The organism is Streptomyces sp. NPDC050147, assembly GCF_040660195.1.
Lineage (GTDB): Bacteria > Actinomycetota > Actinomycetes > Streptomycetales > Streptomycetaceae > Streptomyces.
Genome location: NZ_JBFALJ010000047.1, coordinates 1 through 22,968, shown reverse-complemented (window position 1 = coordinate 22,968; position 22,968 = coordinate 1). Strand labels below are relative to the sequence as shown.

Annotated in this window: 25 protein-coding genes; 19 read left to right on the top strand and 6 right to left on the bottom strand. The window is 68.4% G+C overall.

The features are described from left to right. Positions 1–136 precede the first annotated feature (136 nt). Complete coding sequence (locus AB0I94_RS40815) at positions 137–1,228, top strand: LLM class flavin-dependent oxidoreductase (protein ID WP_363314894.1); 1,092 nt, start codon at positions 137–139, stop codon at positions 1,226–1,228. Next, positions 1,225–1,824 (top strand): FMN reductase, encoded by a 600-nt coding sequence (locus tag AB0I94_RS40810; RefSeq protein WP_363314883.1) that lies wholly within the window; start codon positions 1,225–1,227, stop codon positions 1,822–1,824. Before AB0I94_RS40815 ends, AB0I94_RS40810 begins: the two co-directional genes overlap by 4 nt. Positions 1,825–1,869: 45 nt before the next feature. On the opposite strand, the gene AB0I94_RS40805 is transcribed toward AB0I94_RS40810, so the two are convergent. After that, positions 1,870–2,469 (bottom strand): hypothetical protein, encoded by a 600-nt coding sequence (locus tag AB0I94_RS40805; RefSeq protein WP_363314882.1) that lies wholly within the window; start codon positions 2,467–2,469, stop codon positions 1,870–1,872. 162 nt (positions 2,470–2,631) lie between these two features. On the opposite strand from AB0I94_RS40805, the gene hemL reads away from it, so the two are divergent. The 8 genes from hemL to AB0I94_RS40765 all read left to right on the top strand — a co-directional run bounded on the left by hemL (position 2,632) and on the right by AB0I94_RS40765 (position 11,184). Continuing rightward, positions 2,632–3,969 carry a glutamate-1-semialdehyde 2,1-aminomutase gene (gene hemL, locus AB0I94_RS40800; protein WP_363314881.1) on the top strand — a complete coding sequence of 446 codons (1,338 nt, stop codon included), beginning with the start codon at positions 2,632–2,634 and terminating at the stop codon, positions 3,967–3,969. Beyond that, on the top strand, positions 3,966–4,649 hold the full coding sequence (locus tag AB0I94_RS40795; RefSeq protein WP_363314880.1) for a histidine phosphatase family protein: 684 nt from the start codon (positions 3,966–3,968) through the stop codon (positions 4,647–4,649). The genes hemL and AB0I94_RS40795 overlap by 4 nt, the downstream gene beginning before the upstream one ends. Before the next feature lie 241 nt (positions 4,650–4,890). Further along, entirely contained in the window at positions 4,891–6,123 is a 1,233-nt protein-coding gene (locus tag AB0I94_RS40790) for a hypothetical protein (RefSeq protein WP_363314879.1), read from the top strand. A gap of 66 nt (positions 6,124–6,189) precedes the next feature. After that, entirely contained in the window at positions 6,190–6,819 is a 630-nt protein-coding gene (locus AB0I94_RS40785) for a TlpA disulfide reductase family protein (RefSeq protein ID WP_363314878.1), read from the top strand. A 10-nt stretch (positions 6,820–6,829) separates the two neighbouring features. After that, the gene (locus tag AB0I94_RS40780) at positions 6,830–7,594 is read left to right on the top strand and encodes a cytochrome c biogenesis protein CcdA (protein ID WP_363314877.1); all 765 of its coding nucleotides are present in this window, start codon (positions 6,830–6,832) and stop codon (positions 7,592–7,594) included. A 3-nt stretch (positions 7,595–7,597) separates the two neighbouring features. Next, positions 7,598–9,439, top strand: a complete 1,842-nt coding sequence (locus tag AB0I94_RS40775; protein WP_363314876.1) for a cytochrome c biogenesis protein ResB — start codon at positions 7,598–7,600, stop codon at positions 9,437–9,439. Further along, positions 9,436–10,542 (top strand): c-type cytochrome biogenesis protein CcsB, encoded by a 1,107-nt coding sequence (gene ccsB / locus AB0I94_RS40770; RefSeq protein ID WP_363314875.1) that lies wholly within the window; start codon positions 9,436–9,438, stop codon positions 10,540–10,542. The genes AB0I94_RS40775 and ccsB overlap by 4 nt, the downstream gene beginning before the upstream one ends. Positions 10,543–10,659: 117 nt before the next feature. Further along, positions 10,660–11,184, top strand: coding sequence for an SRPBCC domain-containing protein (locus AB0I94_RS40765; protein WP_363314874.1), 525 nt, complete (start codon positions 10,660–10,662; stop codon positions 11,182–11,184). On the opposite strand, the gene AB0I94_RS40760 is transcribed toward AB0I94_RS40765, so the two are convergent. Further along, complete coding sequence (locus AB0I94_RS40760) at positions 11,185–11,637, bottom strand: nucleoside deaminase (RefSeq protein ID WP_363314873.1); 453 nt, start codon at positions 11,635–11,637, stop codon at positions 11,185–11,187. It abuts the gene before it with no gap. 115 nt (positions 11,638–11,752) lie between these two features. On the opposite strand from AB0I94_RS40760, the gene AB0I94_RS40755 reads away from it, so the two are divergent. Then, complete coding sequence (locus AB0I94_RS40755; protein ID WP_363314893.1) at positions 11,753–12,670, top strand: DMT family transporter; 918 nt, start codon at positions 11,753–11,755, stop codon at positions 12,668–12,670. Here the strand turns inward: AB0I94_RS40755 and AB0I94_RS40750 are convergent. After that, complete coding sequence (locus AB0I94_RS40750; RefSeq protein ID WP_363314892.1) at positions 12,615–13,526, bottom strand: LysR family transcriptional regulator; 912 nt, start codon at positions 13,524–13,526, stop codon at positions 12,615–12,617. The genes AB0I94_RS40755 and AB0I94_RS40750 overlap by 56 nt on opposite strands. A 2-nt stretch (positions 13,527–13,528) precedes the next feature. After that, complete coding sequence (locus tag AB0I94_RS40745; RefSeq protein WP_363314872.1) at positions 13,529–13,867, bottom strand: PLDc N-terminal domain-containing protein; 339 nt, start codon at positions 13,865–13,867, stop codon at positions 13,529–13,531. 89 nt (positions 13,868–13,956) lie between these two features. Here AB0I94_RS40745 and AB0I94_RS40740 point away from each other — a divergent pair, with 89 nt between their 5' ends. From AB0I94_RS40740 to AB0I94_RS40705, 8 genes are all read left to right on the top strand, one after another. Continuing rightward, the gene (locus tag AB0I94_RS40740) at positions 13,957–15,414 is read left to right on the top strand and encodes a menaquinone biosynthesis decarboxylase (protein WP_363314871.1); all 1,458 of its coding nucleotides are present in this window, start codon (positions 13,957–13,959) and stop codon (positions 15,412–15,414) included. A gap of 2 nt (positions 15,415–15,416) precedes the next feature. Beyond that, positions 15,417–16,340, top strand: a complete 924-nt coding sequence (gene mqnP, locus AB0I94_RS40735; protein WP_363314870.1) for a menaquinone biosynthesis prenyltransferase MqnP — start codon at positions 15,417–15,419, stop codon at positions 16,338–16,340. 9 nt (positions 16,341–16,349) lie between these two features. After that, on the top strand, positions 16,350–17,030 hold the full coding sequence (locus AB0I94_RS40730) for a UbiX family flavin prenyltransferase (RefSeq protein WP_363314869.1): 681 nt from the start codon (positions 16,350–16,352) through the stop codon (positions 17,028–17,030). A gap of 170 nt (positions 17,031–17,200) precedes the next feature. Then, positions 17,201–17,656: an Lrp/AsnC family transcriptional regulator gene (locus AB0I94_RS40725; RefSeq protein ID WP_030791839.1), complete on the top strand. Its 456-nt coding sequence runs from the start codon at positions 17,201–17,203 to the stop codon at positions 17,654–17,656. Between the two features lie 76 nt (positions 17,657–17,732). Beyond that, positions 17,733–18,896 (top strand): aminofutalosine synthase MqnE, encoded by a 1,164-nt coding sequence (gene mqnE / locus AB0I94_RS40720; protein WP_363314868.1) that lies wholly within the window; start codon positions 17,733–17,735, stop codon positions 18,894–18,896. 138 nt (positions 18,897–19,034) lie between these two features. Continuing rightward, positions 19,035–19,559, top strand: a complete 525-nt coding sequence (locus AB0I94_RS40715) for a GNAT family N-acetyltransferase (RefSeq protein ID WP_363314867.1) — start codon at positions 19,035–19,037, stop codon at positions 19,557–19,559. Positions 19,560–19,666: 107 nt separating this feature from the next. Continuing rightward, entirely contained in the window at positions 19,667–19,957 is a 291-nt protein-coding gene (locus AB0I94_RS40710; protein WP_363314866.1) for a DUF4229 domain-containing protein, read from the top strand. Between the two features lie 410 nt (positions 19,958–20,367). Continuing rightward, positions 20,368–21,726: a dicarboxylate/amino acid:cation symporter gene (locus tag AB0I94_RS40705; RefSeq protein WP_363314865.1), complete on the top strand. Its 1,359-nt coding sequence runs from the start codon at positions 20,368–20,370 to the stop codon at positions 21,724–21,726. Positions 21,727–21,841: 115 nt separating this feature from the next. Here the strand turns inward: AB0I94_RS40705 and AB0I94_RS40700 are convergent, their stop codons facing one another. After that, a complete protein-coding gene (locus AB0I94_RS40700) occupies positions 21,842–22,633 on the bottom strand; it encodes an ABC transporter permease (protein ID WP_363314864.1) in 792 nt (263 codons plus the stop codon). After that, the coding region (locus tag AB0I94_RS40695; RefSeq protein WP_363314863.1) for a DUF4162 domain-containing protein at positions 22,630–22,968 on the bottom strand (339 nt) is incomplete at its 5' end. The genes AB0I94_RS40700 and AB0I94_RS40695, both read right to left, overlap by 4 nt.

Genomic DNA, 22,968 nt, shown 5'->3' with positions numbered 1-22,968 from the left:
CGTCCCTCGCCGCTCGGCCCGGCCGCGGTTCCCCGGGAATACCCCCTGGCACTCCTCTGTTCCGTAGGTATAGTTGAACAGTCAACAACCTGCGGAGAGTGAGTCAGCCATGTCAGCCATGCAGTCCGGACCCGGCATGCAGTTCGGGATCTTCAGCGTCGGCGACGTGACGCCGGACCCCACCACGGGCCGCACCCCCACCGAGCACGAGCGCATCAAGGCCATGGTGGCCATCGCGCTGAAGGCCGAGGAGGTCGGGCTCGACGTTTTCGCGACCGGCGAGCACCACAACCCGCCGTTCGTCCCCTCCTCGCCCACCACGATGCTCGGCTACATCGCCGCCCGCACCGAGAACCTGATCCTCTCCACCTCCACCACCCTGATCACCACGAACGACCCGGTGAAGATCGCCGAGGACTTCGCGATGCTCCAGCACCTCGCCGGAGGCCGGGTCGACGTGATGATGGGCCGCGGCAACACCGGCCCGGTGTACCCGTGGTTCGGCAAGGACATCCGCGAGGGCATCAACCTGGCCGTCGAGAACTACGCGTTGCTGCACCGCTTGTGGCGCGAGGACGTCGTGACGTGGGAGGGCAAGTTCCGTACGCCCCTGCAGTCGTTCACGTCGACGCCCCGCCCGCTGGACGGCGTCGCGCCCTTCGTCTGGCACGGCTCCATCCGCTCCCCGGAGATCGCCGAGCAGGCCGCGTACTACGGGGACGGCTTCTTCCACAACAACATCTTCTGGCCGCAGGAACACACCAAGAAGATGGTCGACCTCTACCGCCGCCGGTTCGCGCACTACGGCCACGGCACCGAGGAGCAGGCGATCGTCGGGCTCGGCGGGCAGGTCTTCATGCGGAAGAACTCCCAGGACGCGGTCAAGGAGTTCAGGCCGTACTTCGACAACGCCCCCGTCTACGGGCACGGCCCGACGCTGGAGGAGTTCACCTCCCAGACACCGCTGACCGTCGGTTCCCCGCAGCAGGTGATCGAGCGGACGCTGTCCTTCCGCGACACCGTCGGCGACTACCAGCGCCAGCTCTTCCTGATGGACCACGCGGGGCTGCCCCTCAAGACCGTCCTGGAGCAGCTGGACATCCTCGGCGAGGAGGTCGTCCCGGTCTTGCGTGCGGAGTTCGCCAAGAACCGCCCGGCGAACGTGCCGGACGCACCCACGCACGCCGCCCGCGTGACGGCCACGCAGAACACGGAGGTCACCGCATGAAACTCGTTGTCGTCTCCGCGGGACTCAGCGTCCCCTCCTCCACCCGCCTCCTCGCCGACCGCCTCGCCGCGGCCACCGGACGCCACGCCGACGTGGAGATCCAGGTCGTAGAACTCAGCGACCTGGCGGTGGAGATCGCGCACAACTTCGTCACCGGCTTCCCCGGCCCGGAGCTGGGCGCGGCGGCCGAAGCGGTGATGGGGGCGGACGGCCTGATCGCCGTCACGCCGATCTTCTCCGCCTCCTACAGCGGTCTGTTCAAGTCGTTCTTCGACGTCCTGACGGTCATGGACAAGGACGCGATCGCCGGTACGCCGGTCCTGATCGCGGCGACCGGCGGCACCGCACGCCACTCGCTGGCCCTGGAGCACGCGCTGCGCCCGCTGTTCGCGTACCTGCGGGCGGTGGTCGTACCGACGGCCGTCTACGCGGCGTCCGAGGACTGGGGCGCGGACGGCTTGGACCAGCGCATCGAGAGGGCCGCCACTGAACTGGCCACCCTCATGCGGCCCGCGCCGGTACGGGAGGTACGGGAGGTACGGGAAGAGGAACTGATCCCCTTCGAGCAGCAACTGGCGTCACTGCGGCCGGAGTAGGCCAGGCGTACGAAAGATCCGGCGTACGCGAACGGGACGCGGGGCTCAGGGCCACACCAGGCAGTACGCCTGATGCCCCGCGTCATGCAGCCGGTGGCTGAAGTCCTGCCACTCGTGCAGCAGTTGGTAGACGTTGAACGCGTCGCGCGGGCCGCCGCGGTCGGGGACCGTGGACCAGATGAACGCCGCGGCGCCGACCGACTCCTCGCCGACGCCGCGCAGCGGGTCGACGACCGTCATGGGGAGCTTCACCACGGCATAGTCGGGGTGCAGGACGACCAGTTCGAGTGGGGGCACCTTGTGCAGGGGTATGCCCTCGATGCCGGTCAGGACCATCGCGGCCACCGTCTCCGGCTTGATCTTCGTGAACATTCCGCCCATGCCGAGCTCGTCACCGCCGAGCTCTTCGGGGCGCATCGAGATGGGCACGCGGGCGGCGGTCGCGCCGTCCGGGGCTCCGAAGTACTTGTAGGTCACCCCACCCACCCGGCCACTCCTGGTTCCCGCCCGGTCCTGCTCCGACTCGCCCCGCGCCAAGGCCTCCGCCTCGGCCGCTTCCGCCTCGCGCCGGTGCTTTCCGATCCGCCGGGCACGCCGCGGACCCAGGCCGTCGGTCCCCTCGCCCAGTCCGCCACCGCGATGCATATCTCCACCCGACTGCTTTTCCAGGGCGCCCGCCCCTGCTTTTCTAGGCCTCGCGGCCCCCGCCGCGCAACCCGATCATCGTGTCAGTGACCTCCCCCACGGTCACCGGCTAAAACGTCGAGTGAAACACCTGTCCGCAGGATGTCCGAAGCCTCTGACACCATGGTTCATGTGAGCTTCCCGTATAGCGCCCCAGTTTCGCAGACTCTCTTCGACCGTGCGGCGGCCGTGACGCCCGGCGGTGTGAACTCTCCCGTGCGCGCTTTCCGCGCTGTGGGTGGTACGCCCCGCTTCATGGTGTCAGGTACCGGTCCGTACCTCACGGACGCCGACGGCCGTGAGTATGTCGACCTCGTCTGCTCGTGGGGGCCGATGATCCTCGGCCACTCCCACCCCGACGTGATCGCCGCCGTCCAGGAGGCCGTCGCGCGCGGCACGTCCTTCGGCACGCCCGGTGAGGGCGAGGTCGCGCTCGCCGAGGAGATCGTCGCGCGCGTCGATCCCGTCGAGCAGGTGCGTCTGGTCTCCAGCGGCACCGAGGCGACGATGTCCGCGATCCGCCTCGCGCGCGGATTCACCGGCCGCGCCAAGATCATCAAGTTCGCCGGGTGTTACCACGGTCACGTGGACGCGCTGCTCGCCGCGGCCGGCTCGGGTCTGGCCACCTTCGGTCTTCCCGACACCCCGGGCGTCACCGGCGCCCAGGCCGGCGACACGATCGTCGTTCCGTACAACGACCTGGACGCCGTGCGTGCCGCGTTCGCCGCGAACGCCGGTGAGATCGCCTGCGTCATCACCGAGGCGTCGCCGGGCAACATGGGCGTCGTGCCGCCGCGCGAGGGCTTCAACCAGGGGCTCGCGGACCTGTGCCGGGAGAACGGCGCGCTGTTCATCTCGGACGAGGTGATGACCGGCTTCCGTACGTCGAAGGCGGGCTGGTTCGGCGTCGACGGGGTGCGGCCCGATCTGATGACCTTCGGCAAGGTCATGGGCGGCGGCTTCCCGGCCGCCGCTTTCGGTGGCCGTGCGGACGTCATGGAGCACCTCGCCCCGGTCGGTCCCGTCTACCAGGCGGGCACCCTGTCGGGGAACCCGGTCGCGACGGCCGCGGGCCTCGCGCAGCTGCGGCTCCTCGACGACGCCGCGTACGACAAGGTCGATGTGGTCTCCGGGCAGTTGCGCGGCCTCGTCACCGACGCGCTCTCCAAGGAGGGCGTCGCGCACCGGCTGCAGAACGCGTCGAACATGTTCTCCGTCTTCTTCACCGACCGCGAGGTGCGGAACTACGACGACGCGAAGACCCAGGAGTCGTTCCGCTTCACCGCGTTCTTCCACTCGATGCTGTCGCAGGGCGTGTATCTCCCGCCGTCGGCCTTCGAGTCCTGGTTCGTGTCCACCGCCCATGACGAGCGGGCCGTCGAGCGGATCGCCGCGGCACTGCCCGCGGCGGCGCGCGCGGCCGCCGAAGCCACTGAACCCACCACGGAGGCCACCGTATGAGTGCGGGCAGCGAGCTCACAGTCGTCCACGTGATGCGTCACGGGGAGGTGGAGAACCCGGACGGGATCCTTTACGGGCGCCTGCCGGACTACCACCTCTCCGACCTTGGCCGGCAGATGGCCGACCGGATCGCCGAGCACCTGGCCCCGCGTGACATCACGCACGTCGTGGCTTCGCCGCTGGACCGCGCGCAGGAGACGGCGACGCCGATCGCCAAGGCGCACGGCCTGGATCTGGCGACGGACGGGCGGCTCATCGAGGCGGGCAACGTCTTCGAGGGCAAGACCTTCGGCGTCGGCGACGGCGCGCTGAAGAAGCCGGAGAACTGGAAGCACCTGATCAACCCCTTCAAGCCGTCCTGGGGCGAGCCGTACGTGGAGCAGGTCGTGCGGATGATGGGCGCCCTGGACGCTGCGCGGGACGCGGCCCGCGGGCATGAGGCGGTGTGCGTCAGCCATCAGTTGCCGATCTGGATCCTGCGGAGCTTCGTGGAGAAGCGGCGCCTGTGGCACGACCCGCGCAAGCGGCAGTGCACGCTCGCCTCGCTGACGACGTTCACGTACCGCGGCGACAAGATCGTGTCCGTCGGTTACACCGAGCCCGCGCGGGATCTCGTTCCCGCGCATCTCCTCGCGGGCGCCAAGCCGGTGAAGGGGGAGGCGAAGGCGTTCGGCGCATAAGCGCTCCGCTGGTATTGCCGTCGATCGTCTGCGGCGTCGTCGTGGCCGGGCGCGCAGTTCCCCGCGCCCCTTCGGAGCGCCCACGCCAGGTAATCGGCTCGCGACTGTATGTCCGTTCTCGGTAAAAGGCACTCAATATGTGCCTACTTGTCGGAACCCCTTTGTTCGTCGCGCCCTCTAACGGGGCGTCCCTCATGCATGGATGCGTGCAGGGCTGCAGGGCGCGACGAATGGGGATGGAATGCGCGACATCAGTCGCAGGGGAATGCTCGGCCTCGGAGTCGGGACCGCGGCCGCTTTGGGACTCGCCGGCTGCGGCACGAGCGGCGGCGGTCGTCCGGCCGGTTCCGCGGACGGGGCGAAGGGCGGCCGCGGCGGCGACAAGCGCCCGGCGGCGAAGCCCATCGGGGACGGTTCGACCTCGTACACGGGCAAGCAGCCGAAGCAGCCCGGCAAGCCCGTGCCCCTGCAGCCGGGCGAGATGCCCCCGCAGTTCGTGATCTTCTCCTGGGACGGTGCGGGCGAGGTCGGCAACGGCCTCTTCCCGCGTTTCCTCAAGCTGGCCGAGGAACACGACGCGCGGATGACGTTCTTCCTCTCCGGTCTTTATCTCCTGCCCGAGTCGAAGAAGCGGCTCTACAAGCCGCCGAACAACAGGGTCGGCGCCTCCGACATCGGTTATCTCACCGACGGTCACATCAAGGAGACGCTGAAGTACGTCCGTCAGGCATGGCTCGAAGGCCATGAGATCGGCACGCACTTCAACGGACACTTCTGCGCCGGCAGCGGCACGGTCGCCAACTGGACGCCCGCGCAATGGCAGAGCGAAATCGACCAGGCCACCTCCTTCGTGAAGGAATGGCGCACGAATACCGGCTGGACCGATCTGCCGTCGCTGCCCTTCGACTACGACAAGGAACTCGTCGGCGGTCGCACGCCCTGCCTCCTCGGCCAGGACAACCTGCTGCCGACGGCGAAGAAGCTCGGCTGGCGATACGACGCCTCGTCGCCCGGCGGCCGCCAGCGCTGGCCCCAGAAGAAGATGGGCGTCTGGGATCTGCCGCTCCAGGCGATGCCTTTTCCCGGGCACTCCTTCGAGGTCCTGTCCATGGACTACAACATCCTGGCCAACCAGTCGCAGAACTCCACGAAGGCGCCGCCGGCCAACTACCCGGGCTGGCGCAAGCAGGCCACCGAGTCCTACATCGCCGGATTCAAGCGCGCCTACGAGACCAACCGCGCGCCGTTCTTCATCGGCAACCACTTCGAGGAGTGGAACGGCGGCATCTACATGGACGCCGTAGAGGAAGCCTTCAAGCACATCGCGGGCAAGAAGGACGTGCGCCTGGTCTCCTTCCGGCAGTTCGTCGACTGGCTCGACGTCCAGGACCCGAAGGTCCTTGCCGACCTGCAGGGTCTTGAAGTCGGCCAGGAGCCCGCGGGTGGCTGGAAGGGACTCGGGAAGGCGGTCTGAAATGGGACTTTCCGCAACCTCGGGGGGTGCGGAAGATCCCCGAAACAGACATGCGAAACTTTTCACATGAGTGCCGCCTGCCGCGCCCCCCACAGCACGAACCGCAGCCGTAGCCGCAGCCGCGCCGCCCTCCTGGGCGCTGGGGCCGCGGTCGCCGCGCTGACCCTGTCGGCGTGCAGCTCCGGCGGCACGTCCGGCGGCTCCGGGAACACCAACTTCGTCACCGGCTCCGACGGCATCGCCACCGCCGGCAAGGGCGAGCGCCAGGACGGGCCGAAGCTGGAGGGGGAGACCCTCACCGGCAAGCGTCTCGACGTCGACGACTACAAGGGCAAGGTCGTCGTCCTGAACGTCTGGGGCTCCTGGTGTTCGCCCTGCCGGGCCGAGGCGCCGAACTTCGCGAAGGTCTCGAAGGACACCAAGGACAAGGGTGTGCAGTTCATCGGGATCAACACCCGTGACCCGCAGAAGGGCCCGGCGCTCGCGTTCGAGAAGGAGTGGAAGATCTCCTACCCGAGCCTGCACGACCCGATGGGCAAGCTGATGCTGCGCTTCCCCAAGGGCACGATGAACCCGAAGTTCATCCCCTCCACGATCGTCCTCGACCGCGAGGGCAAGATCGCGGCCCGTTCGCAGCAGGCGCTCAACGAAGAGAAGCTGCGCAAGATGATCGACCCGCTGATCGCGGAGAAGTGATCTCCCGGTGATGTCCACTCTCGCCGCCGTCGGCGAAGCGAACCAGACCGTCATGAACGGGGCGCTGCTTCTCGCGCTGCCCGTCGCGGTCCTCGGCGGTCTCGTCTCCTTCTTCTCCCCGTGCGTACTGCCGCTCGTGCCGGGCTATCTGTCGTACGTCACCGGGGTCGGCGGCACGGATCTGGCGGAGGCCAAGCGGGGGCGGATGGCCGCCGGGGCTGGGCTCTTCGTGCTCGGGTTCACCGCGGTCTTCGTCTCGACCGGCGCGCTCTTCGGGTTCGTCGGGCAGAACCTGCAGGAGTACCAGGACGTCATCAGCAAGGTGCTCGGCGCGCTGATGATCGTCCTCGGCATCTTCTTCATGGGGCTCATGCCCTGGCTGTCCCAGCGGGAGTTCCGCTTCCACAAGAAGCCCGCCGCCGGGCTCGCGGGCGCTCCGGTGATCGGCGCGCTGTTCGCCGTGGGCTGGGCGCCCTGCGTGGGGCCCACGCTCACCTCCGTCAACTCGCTGGCGCTCGACCAGGGGAGCGCGGGGCGCGGGGCCATACTGAGCGTCGCGTACTGCGTGGGGCTCGGGCTGCCGTTCATCCTCGCGGCGATCGCCTTCCGCAAGGCGCTCGGTGCGTTCAGCTGGGTGAAGAAGCACTACGTCTGGGTGATGCGCATCGGCGGCATCATGATGATCGCGACCGGGCTGCTCCTCGTCACCGGAGTGTGGGACGGCATCGTGCAGCAGATGCAGGTCTGGTCCAACGGCTACACGGTGGGGATCTGATCCATGAGCAAGACCGAAGCCCCTGGCACGAGCAGGACCGACGCCCCTGGCACGAGCAGGACCGAAGCTCTCGATGAGCAGAGCGAGAGTGAGCTGGGTGCCGCCGGCTCCCAGCTGTCCACCGCTCCGGTCGACCGCGTCGTGCCCGGCTCCTTCGGCGGCAAGCGCGCCCCCGGGGTCACCGGCTGGCTGGCCTGGACCGGCCGTGAGGCCACCGGCTGGGTCCGGTGGATGTGGCGGCAGCTCACCTCGATGCGGGTCGCGCTGCTCCTGCTGCTCCTGCTCTCGCTCGGCGCGATCCCCGGTTCGCTGATCCCGCAGACCGGCATCGACGAGCTGAAGGTCCAGGACTTCAAGAAGGCGCACACCACACTCGGGCCGCTGTACGAGAAGTTCCAGCTGTTCGACGTCTACAGCTCCGTGTGGTTCTCGGCGATCTACATCCTGCTCTTCATCTCCCTCATCGGCTGCATCGTGCCCCGCACCTGGCAGTTCGTGGGCCAGCTGCGCGGCCGTCCGCCGGCCGCCCCCAAACGGCTCGACCGGCTGCCCGCGTACACCACGTGGCGCACCGAGGCCGGGCCCGACGAGGTCCACGAGGCCGCGCTCGGCCTGCTCAAGGGGCGGCGCTTCCGCGCGGACCTCACGGCCGGCAAGGGTGCTTCGGGGGCGTCCGTCGCCGCGGAGAAGGGCTACCTGCGTGAGGCGGGCAACCTCTTCTTCCACGTCTCGCTGATCGTGCTCCTGGTGGCCTTCGCCGTCGGCGCCCTGTTCAAGTCCGAGGGCGGCAAGCTCATCGTCCAGGGGGACGGGTTCTCCAACACCCTCACCCAGTACGACAACTTCAAGTCCGGCAACCTCTTCAACACCGACGACCTGGCGCCGTTCAGCTTCAAGCTGGACAGCTTCGAGTCGTCGTTCGAGAGGAAGGGCCCCGAGAAGGGGACGGCCCGCACCTACCGGGCGAACGTCACCTACAGCGAGGGCGTCGACGGCCCCGAGAAGAAGACGTCCATCGAGGTCAACAAGCCGCTCGAGGTCGACGGCTCGAAGGTCTACCTCATCGGCCAGGGCTACGCCCCGACCGTCACCGTGCGCGACGGGAAGGGCAAGGTCGTCAGCACCCAGTCCGTGCCGCTGCTGCCGATCGACTCCAACGGCACGGCCACCGGCGCGATCAAGGTCCTCGACGGCTACCGCGACAAGAACGGCAAGAAGGAACAGCTCGGCTTCAACGCCTTCTTCGTGCCGACGTTCGCGGGTCACGGCAAGGGCAACATGTTCTCCCAGTTCCCCGCGCTCGACTTTCCCGTGCTCGCGCTGTCCGCGTACCACGGAAGCCTCGGTGTGGACTCCGGTCTGCCGCAGAACGTCTATCAGCTGGACACCAGCAAGATGGCCAAGTTCAAGGACTCCAAGGGCGAGCTTTTCAAGCAGCGGTTGGTGCCCGGCCAGACGATGAAGCTGCCGAACGGTGCCGGCTCGATCACCTTCGAGAAGGACATCAAGCGCTGGGCGACCTTCCAGATCTCCCAGCAGCCGGGCAGCATGTGGGCGCTCGTCGGGGCGATCTCCGCCATCGTCGGCCTCGCCGGATCGCTGTTCATCCAGCGCCGCCGCGTGTGGGTGCGTGCCGTCCGGGGCGCCGACGGGGTGACCGTCGTCGAGATGGCCGGGCTCGGCCGCAGCGAGTCCGCCAAGCTGCCCGAAGAACTGGGCCACCTCGCCGCGCACCTGCACGAGAAGGCGCCGAGCGCGCCCGACCAAGACCATGCCGTTCATGCCGATGCCGCGCATGGCGACTCCACCCCCGATGTTGTTCCTGCCGAAGGGGCTGAGAAGTGAATCTCGCCACCACCCTCGCTGCCGAACCGAACGAGAACCTCGCGAGCATCAGCAATGTGCTGGTCTACTCCGCGATGGCCGTCTACCTCCTTGCCTTCTTCGCGCACATGGCAGAGTGGATCTTCGGCAGCCGCAGCAAGGTCGGCCGCACGGCCGCCGCGCTGACCGCCAAGGCCGAGACCGCCGCCAAGGCGCCCGGCGTCACCGTCAAGGCCAAGGGCGGCACCGCTGTCCTCGACCGGCCGAAGGCGTCCCCCAAGGTCGTCACCCGCTCCGTCACCGGAAGCCGCGACGTGCCGGACGGTCCCGGTGCGTCGGCCGGTGACGAGAAGGGGGACCTCTACGGCCGTATCGCCGTGTCCCTCACCGTGCTCGGGTTCCTCGTGGAGTTCGGCGGTGTGCTCACCCGCGCGCTCTCGGTGCAGCGGGCGCCGTGGGGCAACATGTACGAGTTCAACCTGACGTTCTCCACGATGGCCGTCGGGGTGTACCTCGTGCTCATGGCGCTGAAGAAGAACGTCGGCTGGCTCGGCCTTCCGCTGGTCACCACGGTCCTCCTCGACCTCGGTCTCGCCGTCACGGTCCTGTACACGGCCAGCGATCAGCTGGTGCCCGCCCTCCACTCGTACTGGCTGTGGATCCACGTCTCCACCGCGATCTTCTGCGGCGCGACGTTCTACCTGGCCGGCGTCGCGACGATCCTCTACCTCTTCCGCGACTCCTACGAGAACAAGCTGGCCTCCGGCGGACAGCCCGGCCGCTTCGCGACCTCCGTCCTTGAGCGCCTCCCCGCCGCGGCCACGCTCGACAAGTTCTCCTACCGCGTGAACGCCGCGGTCTTCCCGCTGTGGACGTTCACGATCATCGCGGGCGCGATCTGGGCGGGCGACGCGTGGGGCCGCTACTGGGGCTGGGACCCCAAGGAGGTCTGGTCCTTCATCACGTGGGTCGCCTACGCCTGCTACCTGCACGCGCGCGCCACGGCGGGCTGGAAGGGCCGCAAGGCCGCCTACCTCGCCCTGATCGCCTTCGGCTGCTGGCTGTTCAACTACTACGGCGTGAACATCTTCGTCACCGGCAAGCACTCGTACGCGGGCGTCTGACCCGGGCACTGTCATCGCCTCTTGAGGCCGGTTTCCGTGACCCGGGTCACGGAAACCGGCCTTTGCCGTGCACTCGCAGCGAGTGCGGAATGGCGCGTACCGGGCCAGGCTTGGACCATGACGGCGACGATCGGGCAGGGCACGAGCAGTTCGGAGCACTCCACCGGTGCCGGGGGGCCCATCCAGCACCTCCATTACGAGCTCCACCTTCCCCATCCTGTGGAAAAGGTCTGGGCGGCGGTGGCCACCCCGGAGGGTCTTCCGGGGTGGCTGGCCGCCGCCGACGTGTTCGAGCCGCGGCTCGGCGGCGCGGTCACGCTGCGCTGGCTCAACGGGGAGGAGTCGGCCGTCCACTCGGGGCACATCACCGCATGGGACCCGGAGCGGGTCGCCGAGTACACGATCGACCTGCACGGGCGGTGCCGCTTCCACCTGGAGGCGGCCGACGGAAACACCGGTACGACCGTCCGCTTCACGAACGAGTTCGACGGCGACGACGAGCTGCGCCTCGACTGCCTCGCCGGCTGGCACAACCACTTCGAGTTCCTCGTCGACGCACTCGACGGGCGGCCGAAGGACTGGTCGACGTGGAGCCTGGACCGGTGGCGGGAGCTGCGGGACACGTACGAGAAGAGCGAGTGATCAGCCCCGGCCGATGTCCTCGTGCCACAGCTCCGGCCGCGCCGCGATGAAGTCCCGCATCATCGCCGCGCACGCGGGATCGTCGACGATCACGATCTCCACGCCGTGTTCCGCGAGCCAGTCGTGCCCGCCCTGGAACGTCCGCGCCTCGCCCACGACCACCCGCGAGATCCCGAACTGCCGTACCAGGCCACTGCAGTACCAGCAGGGCGAGAGGGTCGTGACCATCGTCGTCCCGCGGTAGCTGCGCTGCCGTCCCGCGTTCCGGAACGCCGACGTCTCCGCGTGCAGGGACGGATCACCGTCCTGGACGCGGCGGTTGTGACCGCTCCCCAGCAGGGACCCGTCCGCGCCGTAGAGCGCGGCGCCGATCGGGATGCCGCCCTCCGCGAGCCCGTGGCGGGCCTCGTCGACGGCGGTCGCGAGCCACGCGCCGGCCTGTGTCCGGTCCATGTGCACACCCCTCTGTCACGCCTCATCGTCCCCGCCGATGACCCCATCGGCAGGACGCCACACTGGCTCGTGGACCAGCGCATACGCCCGCTCGTAGCTTCAGGGCATGAACTCCATGACCTCAGAGAACAAGGGCACGGCCCAGCTCACCGCCGCGATGGTGCTCTCCGGCACCCTCGGGATCTTCGTCGTCGAATCCGGCGCCTCGGCCTTCAACGTCGTCTTCTTCCGCGTGCTCTTCGGCGCGCTCGCCCTCGGCGCCTACGCCTTCGCCCGCGGCTACTTCCGCGACCACGGCATCACCCCGAAGAAGCTCGGCCTCGCCGCGCTCGGCGGCGCGTTCATCGTTTTCAACTGGGTGTTCCTCTTCAAGGCGTACGAGGAGACCTCCATCTCCCTGGCCACCGTCGTCTACCACACGCAGCCGTTCCTGCTCGTGCTGCTGAGCGCGGTCATTTTCCGCGAGCGCCTGACTGGGCGGCAACTCATGTGGCTGGGCACCGCGTTCGGCGGCCTCGTGCTCGTCTCCGGAGTGCGGCCCGGCGACCTCGGCTCGCTCACCGGCATCGGCTTCGCGCTCCTCGCCGCGCTGCTCTACGGCCTCTCCACCCTCGTGACCAAGCGCATCACCGGCGTGCGGCCTCACCTGATCGCCCTCGTCCAAGTACTCGTCGGCATCCCGCTGTTGCTGCCCTTCGCGAACTTCGGAGCGATGAGCGGAACGGGCGCGGGATGGGGCTGGCTGGTCGGCCTCGGCGTCATCCACACCGGCCTGATGTACGTCCTGATGTACGCGGCGTACGCGAAGCTGCCCACCGCCAAGATCGCCGTACTCGCCTTCACGTACCCGGCGGTCGCGATGGTCGCCGACTGGGCCGTCTACGGGCACCACATCGGCCTCGTCCAGGCGCTCGGCGTACCGCTGATCGTCTTCGCGAGCCTGAAGATCAACCGTGCCAAGACGCCCAGGACAGTCGCTAGTTCACCGGCTCCGCTGCCTGCTCCCGCACCAGCCGTACCGACTGGTCGATGAAGAGCCGCACATGGGCGGGAAGCCGCTTGCCCGAGCGCCACGCCAGCTGCGTGTGCAGGACGAACGGCGGCTCCCACGGCAGCGTGACGAGCACCCCCGATGCCAGCTCGTCGCGCACCGCCATCCGCGGCAGCAGCGCCACCCCGAGGCCACCGGCGACTCCCCGCTTGGTGGCCTCGATCGTGCCGAACTCCATGAAGGGCGGCGGAGCCCCGTTCCGCACCCGCAGCTCGTCCTCGAACAGATCCCGGTAGGGGCAGCCCGGCTCCGTACCGACCAGCTGCACCGCCGCCAGATCGCCCGTGGTGAGCGAGTCCGCCGCGTGCGCCGCCAGCGGATGCGTCGGCGCGCAGACCAGGGCCAGCGGCTCCTCGGCGAGCACCTCGGTCTCCAGGCCCGCGTGCTCGGTCTCCCGCTCCATGAGGAACCCGACGTCGTACGTCCCCTGCCGCAGCGCATGCCGGGTCTCGTCGCCCAGCGTGGGGCGCAGGGAGAGCTGCACCTTCGGGTAGCGGTGGTGGAAGAGTTCGAGCAGCGGGGGCAGCCGGTAGGACGTCAGCGACTCCATCGTGCCGACGGCGATGGCGCCGCTGGGCTCCCCGGCGTCCACGACCGCGGACCGTGCCTCGTCCGTCAGCTCGATGATCTGCCGGGCGTAGGGGAGGAGGCGTTCACCCGCCTCCGTGAGGCGGATGCGGCTGCCGAGCCGGTCGAAGAGTTCGGCGCCGAGCGAGGACTCCAGGGAGCGGATCTGGCTGGTGACGCTGGACTGGGCGTACTTCAGCTCGGCCGCGGCCTGCGTGAAGCTGAGTACGGAGGCGACCTTCTCGAAGGTGACGAGCAGCCGAAGCTCCATCATCAGCCCTCGTCGCCCTTGTCCTTCTTCTTCTCGTCCGGCTTCTCGTCCCTGAGGGACTTCAGGAACTCGGGGTTGTCGTCCGGCGCCACCCACGGTCCGCGCCCGCCGTTTCCGCCGCGCCCGGAGCGAGGGCCACCCCCCGCGCCAGGCGTCTTGCGCGCCTTGCCCGTGACGAACCAGGCGATCGGACCGAGGAGAACCTCGCCGAAGAGCAGCACGATGATGACCCACACCACCTTCGGCAGATGCCTGATCTCCTTCTCCGGAGTGTTCAGGACATCGATGAAGGCGTAGATCCACACCGCCAGGACCAGCAGGAACGGCAGATACCTGAGCATGGTGGTGAGATTCCCCCAGCGACGGTTGGCGGGCGGCGTCAGGGCCCCGGTGACGGGGCCAGGGTAGCCGGTGACCGATACTGGAACGCATGGCTTATGACGATCTTCGCTCCCTGCTCCGTGCACTGGAGCGCGAGGGCGATCTCAAGCGCATCAAGGCCGAGGTCGATCCGTACCTGGAGGTCGGCGAGATCACCGACCGGGTCCAGAAGGCCGGCGGCCCCGCGCTCCTCTTCGAGAACGTGCGCGGCTCGGCGATGCCCCTCGCGATGAACGTGTACGGGACGGACCGCCGCCTCCTGAAGGCGCTCGGCCTGAAGTCGTACAGCCAGATCAGCGAGAAGATCGGCGGCCTCCTCAAGCCGGAGCTGCCGCACGGCTTCGTCGGCGTGCGCGAGGCCTTCGGGAAGCTCGGCGCGATGACGCACGTACCGCCGAAGAAGGTGAAGTCCGACAACGCGCCCGTGCAGGAGACCGTGCTCACCGGCGACGACGTCGACCTGGAGAAGCTGCCCGCGCTCTTCACCTGGCCCGAGGACGGCGGTTCCTTCTTCAACCTGGGTCTGACCCACACCAAGGACCCGGACACCGGGGTGCGCAACCTCGGCCTGTACCGCCTCCAGCGTCACGACAAGCGCACCATCGGCATGCACTGGCAGATCCACAAGGACAGCCGCAACCACTACCAGGTGGCCGCCCGCAGGGGCGAGAAGCTCCCCGTGGCGATCGCCTTCGGGTGTCCGCCCGCGGTCACGTACGCGTCGACGGCGCCGCTGCCCGGCGACATGGACGAGTACATGCTGGCCGGGTTCATCCAGGGCAAGCGCGTGGAGATGGTCGACTGCAAGACGGTCCCGCTCCAGGTCCCCGCGCACGCCGAGGTCGTCATCGAGGGCTGGCTTGAGCCGGGCGAGATGTTGCCGGAGGGGCCCTTCGGCGACCACACCGGCTTCTACACGCCGCAGGAGGACTTCCCGGCCCTGAAGATCGACTGCGTGACGATGCGGAAGCGTCCGCTGCTCCAGTCGATCGTGGTGGGCCGTCCGCCGACGGAGGACGGCCCGCTGGGCCGCGCCACGGAGAGGTTCTTCCTCCCCCTCCTCAAGGTGATCGTCCCGGACATCGTGGACTACCACCTGCCCGAGTCCGGCGGCTTCCACAACTGCGCGATCGTCTCGATCGACAAGAAGTACCCCAAGCACGCGCAGAAGGTCATGCACGCCATCTGGGGTGCCCACATGATGTCCCTGACGAAACTGATCGTGGTCGTGGACAAGGACTGCGACGTCCATGACCTGCACGAAGTGTCCTGGCGCGCGCTCGGCAACACCGACTACGCGCGCGACCTGACGGTGGCCGAAGGTCCCGTCGACCATCTCGACCACGCCTCCTACCAGCAGTTCTGGGGCGGCAAGGCGGGCATCGACGCGACGAAGAAGCTGCCCGAAGAGGGATACACCCGGGACGGGGGCTGGCCGAACATGGTCGAGTCCGACCCCGAGACGGCGTCGAAGGTCGACCGCCGCTGGAAGGAGTACGGGCTCTAAAGATGAGTGCTGATTCCGCGACCCCGGAACTCTTCGGGCCCGAGCCCGTACCGCCCGGCAAGGTCAAGGCGTTCCTGCGCCTCGTCATGATCGAGCACTCGGTCTTCGCCCTGCCCTTCGCCTACATCGCCGCGCTGACCGCGATGTTCCTGCTCGACGAGAACATCCACTGGGGCCGACTGCTCCTGGTCACGATCTGCATGGTCGGCCTGCGCACGTTCGCCATGGCCGCGAACCGCGTCATCGACCGGGAGATCGACGCCCGTAACCCGAGGACCGCCCACCGTGAGCTCGTCACGGGCGCGGTCTCGGTGAAGTCCGCCTGGACCGGCGCGCTGATCGCGCTCGTGGTGTTCCTCGGCGCGGCCGCCCTGCTCAACCCGCTGTGCCTGGCGCTCGCGCCCCTCGCGGTGATCCCGATGGTCGTCTACCCCTACGGCAAGCGGTTCACGAACTTCCCGCAGGCGATCCTCGGCCTCGCCCAGGCGATGGGCCCGGTCGGCGCGTGGATCGCCATCACCGGCGAGTGGTCCTGGCAGGCGGTCATCCTCGGCCTCGCGGTCGGCGTCTGGATCGGCGGCTTCGACCTGATCTACGCCTGCCAGGACGTGGAGACGGACCGCGAGGTCGGCGTGAAGTCGGTGCCCGCGCGGTTCGGCATCCCGGCCGCCATCTGGGGCGCGCGAGGCTGTCACCTCGTGACCACGGCGCTGTTCGTCTGGTACGCGGCGGACACCGGCGCCGGCGTCTTCTTCTGGCTCGGCCTCGCGGTGGTCGCCGGTGCCTTCGTGTACGAGCACTCGATCGTGAAGCCGCATGACCTCTCGCGGCTCAACCGTGCCTTCTTCCAGGTCAACGGCTTCATCGGCATCGCGCTCTTCGCGTGTGCGCTGCTCGATCTGCTGGTGCGCGGACTGACCGTCTAGGCTCACAGCGTGAAGCCAGGAGATACGGAGCGTAAGCCTTGGATCGTGGGGGTGTCGGGGGCCTCGGGGACTCCGTACGCCGCCGCCGTGCTGCGTGCGCTGCTCGCCGCCGGGGAGAGCGTGGATCTGGTGGTCTCGCGGGCCTCGCGCCTCACGATCCTCGACGAGACGGGCATCGCCTTCCGGGACGCGCACTGGCAGGAGGACCTGCGGGAGTGGCTCGGCCGGGGCGCTGACGGGAAGCCGGGGACCTTCGAGGTGCCGGTGGACGACGTGCGGTACTGGGCGGCCGGGGACATGGCCGCCGGGCCGTCGTCGGGGTCGTACGCGACCAAGGGGATGCTGATCGTGCCCGCGTCCACGGCGTGCGTGGCCGGGGTGGCGCTCGGGCTCTCCAAGGATCTGCTGCAGCGGTCGGCGAGCGTGACGCTCAAGGAAGGGCGTCAACTGGTCGTCTGCGTACGCGAGACGCCGCTGAACGGGCAGACGCTGAAGCATCTGGTGACGCTGGACGAGGCGGGCGCGGTCGTGCTGCCCGCCTCGCCGGCGTTCTACGCGGGGGCGACGCACATCCAGGATCTGGTGGACTTCGTCGCCGGGCGGACGCTCGACGCGGCGGGTGTGCCGCATCGGCTGTACCGCCGCTGGAAGGGAGAGCTCGGGGGAGGCTCTGCCCCTTCGGGGGACTAGCGCTCCTGCGCGGCGCGTCGCGCGCGGTCTGCGGTGACCTGGCCGACTGACACCGCCACCGTCACCGAGACCGGCACCGACGGGGAAGATTCATAGGGCTAAGCCCTTCTGTACCTTAGATTCTTAACATAGACTCGCGGTATCGCTGAATAATGAAAGGCATCGCACCTATGGACGCCGTGGACAGGCAGCTCATCCAGGCTCTGCGCGAGAACGGCAGGGCCTCGTACGCCGAACTGGGCCGGCTCGTCGGCCTCTCCGGCCCCAGCGTCACGGACCGGATCAACCGCCTCGAAGCCGCGGGCGTCATCACCGGCTACCGCGCGACCGTCGACTCCGCCTCGCTCGGCCTGGGCGTCATCGCCCTCATCGGCATCTCCCTCTCGGACGCCGCCGACCACGAGGACGTGGCACGGCGCCTGAAGGACCTGCACGAGATCGAGGACTGCTGGTTCATCGCGGGCGACGACTCGTACATGCTCAAGGTCCGGGCCAGTGACGTGGACGGCCTGGAGAAGACGATCCGCCGCCTCAGCGGCACGCGCGGCGTCTCCCGGACGCGTACGACGATCGTGCTCTCCACGAAGTGGGAGAACAGGGTCGGAGAGCTGCCCGAAGAGGAGTGAGCTCCGGGGCGTACGGTTGGGGAGAGTTTGTGGCAGGCCGTAGGCCGTAGGTTGCTGGAGAGGTAAGGGCGAGGGCATGGACGCAGGTCTCAAGCGCGATCTTGAGCAGAAGGTCCGGGACGGTGAGCGGCTGTCCCGCGAGGACGGCATCGCCCTCTACGAGTCGGACGATCTCGCCTGGCTCGGCGGTCTCGCCCACGAGGTGCGCACGCGCAAGAACGGCGACGTCGTGCACTTCAACGTCAACCGCCACCTCAACATGACGAACGTGTGCACCGCCTCGTGCGCGTACTGCTCGTTCCAGCGCAAGCCGGGCGAGAAGGACGCGTACACGATGCGCATCGAGGAGGCCGTCCGGCTCGCCAAGGCGATGGAGGGCGAGAACCTCACCGAGCTGCACATCGTCAACGGCCTGCACCCGAACCTGCCGTGGCGCTACTACCCGCGTTCGCTGAGCGAGCTCAAGAAGGCGCTCCCGAGCGTCTCCCTGAAGGCGTTCACGGCCACGGAGATCCACCACTTCGAGACGATCTCCGGAATGTCGGCCTCCGACATCCTGGACGAGCTGATCGAGGCGGGCCTGGAGTCGCTCACCGGTGGCGGCGCGGAGATCTTCGACTGGGAGGTGCGGCAGCACATCGTCGACCACCGCACCCACTGGGAGGACTGGTCGCGCATCCACCGGCTCGCGCACGAGAAGGGTCTCAAGACCCCGTGCACGATGCTGTACGGCCACATCGAGGAGCCCCGGCACCGGGTCGACCACGTGCTGCGGCTGCGTGAACTCCAGGACGAGACCGGCGGTTTCCAGGTCTTCATCCCGCTGCGCTACCAGCACGACTTCGTGGACATGAAGGACGGCAAGGTCAGGAACCGCCTCCAGGCGCGCACGACCATGGCGTCGGGTGCCGAGGCCCTGAAGACCTTCGCGGTCTCGCGCCTCCTTTTCGACAACGTCCCGCACGTCAAGGTCTTCTGGGTCATGCACGGCCTGCAGACGACGCAGCTCGCGCTGCAGCACGGCGCGGACGACATGGACGGCTCGGTCGTCGAGTACAAGATCACGCATGACGCGGACAACTTCGGTACGCCGAACAAGCTGACACGCGACGACCTGCTCGACCTCATCCGCGAGGCGGGCTTCCGCCCCGTCGAGCGGAACACGCGGTACGAGTCGATCCGTGAGTACGAAGGGCCCGACCTGACCCTCCGTGACACTCCGCAGGCGATGCGCGTCTGACGTACGACACGCGCTGTCGTGAGCGAGCCCCGGCCCCCGCGGCCGGGGCTCGCTGCGTTGCCGGGATGCGGAACGCTGCGTTGTCCGGGATGCGGAACGCGCTTGAGGCGCGGAGTGAGTAATAGTTAATCTGACGCCATGGCACTTACTTTCCGGCTGGACCCGGAGATAGATCCCGCCCTCCGTGACGGCGTCCTCGCCCTCTGGGCCGACGTGTCCAACGCCGGCGGAGCCGTCGGATTCGTACCGCCCGTGACGGTCGACGACATCCGGCCCGAGTGGCTGGGGCGCCTGGCCCAGCTGAGCGAGGGGCACACCCGGCTGCTCGTCGGGTACGACGAGGACGGCGCCGTCGCCGCGACCGCCTTCCTCACGTACAACACGCACCGGCTGATGAAGCACTGGATCTGGCTGTACGTGGTGATGGTGCACCCCAGGCACCAGGGCAAGGGATACGGCCGCGACCTGATGGCCGCGGCGGCCGACGCCGCCCGCGGGCTCGACGGGATCGAGGCGATCCGGCTGACCTGCCGGGGCGGCACGGGAGTCGACCGGTTCTACGAGTCCTGCGGGTACAAGGAGGTCGGGAGGGTGCCCGACGCGATCCGCGTCGCCCCCGGTGACGACCGCGACGACATCACGATGTTTCTCCCGCTGGGCTGAGAGCGCGGGGGAGAGGGCTCACCCCCTTGCCGGGCGCGACCCCTCCCATGCTTCACTGGAGTGGCTCGTCCTACTCGGGCTATTTCGGAACGGAAGAGTGGATTGACATGCTCCGCTACACGCTGATGCGCCTCGGGGTCTTCGTGGGCTGCTTTTTCGCGGTCTGGGGACTTGTCTACGTCGGCGTCCTGCCGAAGGGGCTCGGGGACTCCAACCTCCTCTGGGTCCTGCTGCTCGCCCTCGTCATCTCCGCGCCCATCAGCTTCGTGGTGCTGCGGGGAGAGCGGGACCGGGCGTCGATCCAGGTCGTCGAGCGCGTGGAACGCACCAAGGCCAACCTGGAGGCGAACCGCACCCAGGAGGACCTCGCCGACGACGCGGCCCGCGCGAAGTCCTGAAGCCGTAAGTTTCGTCACAAAGACCTCGACCCCGGTACTGGAGCCAACGCTCCGGGCCGGGGTTTCTTGCGTCCCAAGGGTGACTCGGCCTGGGATTGTCCCCTCTCACCTCAAACAAGACCTTTGATGTTCCCAAAGTTCAAGTGTTAACGTGTTCGCCATGAAGACAGCAGCCGCGCACCGCATCGCCATGAGTGTTCCGCTCGTGGCGCGCCTGCATGTCGATCTCTGCCGCTGCATGTCCGCGGCCTGTCGTCGCCGTCTCTGAGTTCTCGCTGAGCCTCGTAGAACAGCGCGACGACAAGCACCAAGTGACATCTGCACTGCAGCGGCGCCCTCAAGGCCGTTCCGTCTGACCCCTCGCGGTCGCCGCTCCCTCACGTCCCCCCGCCATTACCCGGAGTGTGTCCGTGTCCGCGAACTCCCCCGTATCCCCGGCCGCAGCGGCCGAGCAGCCGAAGTCCGGCTCCCGGATACCCAAGTTCCTCAAACTGCCGTTCTGGGCCCAGATCCTCGGCGGCCTGGTCCTCGGCGTCCTGCTCGGCTGGCTGGCACGCAGCCAGGACGTGTCCTGGCTCGTCACCACCCTGGACAAGGTCGGCAGCACCTTCATCGGGCTCCTGAAGCTGGCGGTCGCCCCGCTCGTCTTCTTCGCGATCCTGGTGTCGATCACCAACCTGCGCAAGGTCAACAACGCGGCGCGGCTCGCCTCGCAGACGCTGGTCTGGTTCATGATCACGTCGCTGATCGCGGTCGTCATCGGCCTCGCGATCGGCCTCATCACGAACCCGGGCGCCGGCACCGGCCTGACCCCGAAGGACGGCGCCAAGCCGGAGACCTCGGGTTCCTGGATCGACTTCCTCACCGGAATCATCCCGACGGACGTCATCACGCCGTTCACCGAGCTCAACGTCCTGCAGATCGTCTTCATGGCCGCCGTCGCCGGTATCGCCGTACTGAAGATCGGTGACAAGGCCCAGCCGATCCTGGACCTGAGCGAGTCCGTGCTCGCGCTGCTCCAGAAGGCCCTGTGGTGGGTCATCAAGCTCTCGCCGATCGGCACCATCGGCCTCATCGGCTTCGCCATCGCCGACTACGGCTGGGACCTGATCAGCAAGTACGCGACGTTCACCGCCGACATCTACGTCGGCTGCGCCCTGGTGATGTTCGGCGTCTACCCGCTGCTGCTCTCCACGGTCGCCAAGGTCAACCCGCTGCAGTTCTTCAAGGGCGCCTGGCCCGCGATCCAGCTGGCCTTCGTCTCCCGCTCCTCGGTCGGCACGATGCCGGTCACCCAGCAGGTCACCGAGCGGCTCGGTGTGCCGAAGGAGTACACGTCCTTCGCGGTGCCGTTCGGCGCCACCACGAAGATGGACGGCTGCGCCGCGATCTACCCGGCGATCGCCGCGATCTTCGTCGCGCAGATCTTCGACGTGCAGATGGGCATCAAGGAGTACCTGCTCATCGCCTTCGTCTCGGTGGTCGGCTCGGCCGCCACGGCCGGTCTGACCGGCGCCACGGTGATGCTGACGCTGACCCTGTCGACGCTGGGCCTGCCGATGGAGGGCGTGGGCCTGCTCCTCGCCATCGACCCGATCCTGGACATGATGCGCACGGCCACGAACGTGGCAGGCCAGGCGGCCGTCCCGGTGATCGTCGCCGCCAGGGAGAAGATCCTCGACCGTGACGCCTACGAGAACGCGTCGGCCTCGCCGCTCGACGAGTTCGGGCCTGTCGACGAGCCGCAGGCGGTGCCTGCCGCCGCCTGACGTCCCCCGGCTCGCGCGACGTGCCCCCGTACCCAGAGTGTTGGGTGCGGGGGCCTTCGCGTGTGCCGGGTCGTCGCGTGTGCCGGTCGTTGCGGCTCGGTGGGGCTCGTTGTGGCTACCTCGGGTCGCGGTTGAAGACGGACTTCGACCAGAAGTAGCCGAGCACGGTCAGTCCCAGGCTCCAGGCGATGGTGAGCCACCCGTTGTTGCCGATCTCGGTGCCGAGGAGGAGGCCGCGGAGGGTTTCGATGGCGGGGGTGAAGGGCTGGTACTCGGCGATCGGCTGGAACCAGCCCGGCATCGTGCCGACCGGGATGAAGGCGCTGGACAGGAGCGGCAGCATGATCATCGGCAGCGCGTTGTTGCTGGCGGCCTCGGCGTTCGGGCTGACCAGGCCCATGCCGACGGCGACCCAGGTGAGCGCGGTGGCGAAGAGGACGAGCAGCCCGAACGCGGCCAGCCACTCCAGGGGCGTGGCGTCGGTGGCCCGGAAGCCGATGGCCACGCCGACGGCGCCCACGAGGACGACACTGGCGACGGACTGAAGGACGCTGCCGACGACGTGCCCGATGAGTACGGAGCCGCGGTGGATGTTCATGGTGCGGAAGCGGGCGATGATGCCCTCGCTCATGTCCATGGAGACGGACACGGCGGTGCCGACGACGGTGCCGCCGATGGTCATGAGCAGGATGCCGGGAACGATGTAGGCGATGTACTGGGAGCGATCCGCTCCACCGCCGCCGATGCCCGCGCTCATCACGTCTCCGAAGATGTAGACGAAGAGCAGGAGCAGCATGACCGGGGTGAGCAGCAGGTTCAGGGTGAGGGAGGGGTAGCGCCGGGCGTGCAGGAGGTTGCGGCGCAGCATTGTGGTCGAGTCGCGGGCGGTGAGGGAGAGGGAGCTCATCGGACAGCCTCCTTGGGCTTGTCGGTGCCGCCGGTGAGGGCGAAGAAGACGTCGTCGAGGTCGGGGGTGTGGACGGTGAGTTCGTCGGCCTCGATGGCCGCGGAGTCCAGCCAGTCGAGGATGGAGCGCAGTTCGCGCTGTGTGCCGTCGCTGGGGAGTTGGAGGGTGAGGGCCTCGTCGTCGCGGGTGGCTTCGGTGAGGGTGCCGCTCGCGTGCCGGTAGGCGTCGGGGTCGGTGAAGCGCAGGCGTACGTGGCCGCCGGGGATGAGTCGTTTGAGTTCTTCGGCGGTGCCTTCGGCGGCGATCTTGCCGTCGTTGAGTACGGCGATGCGGTC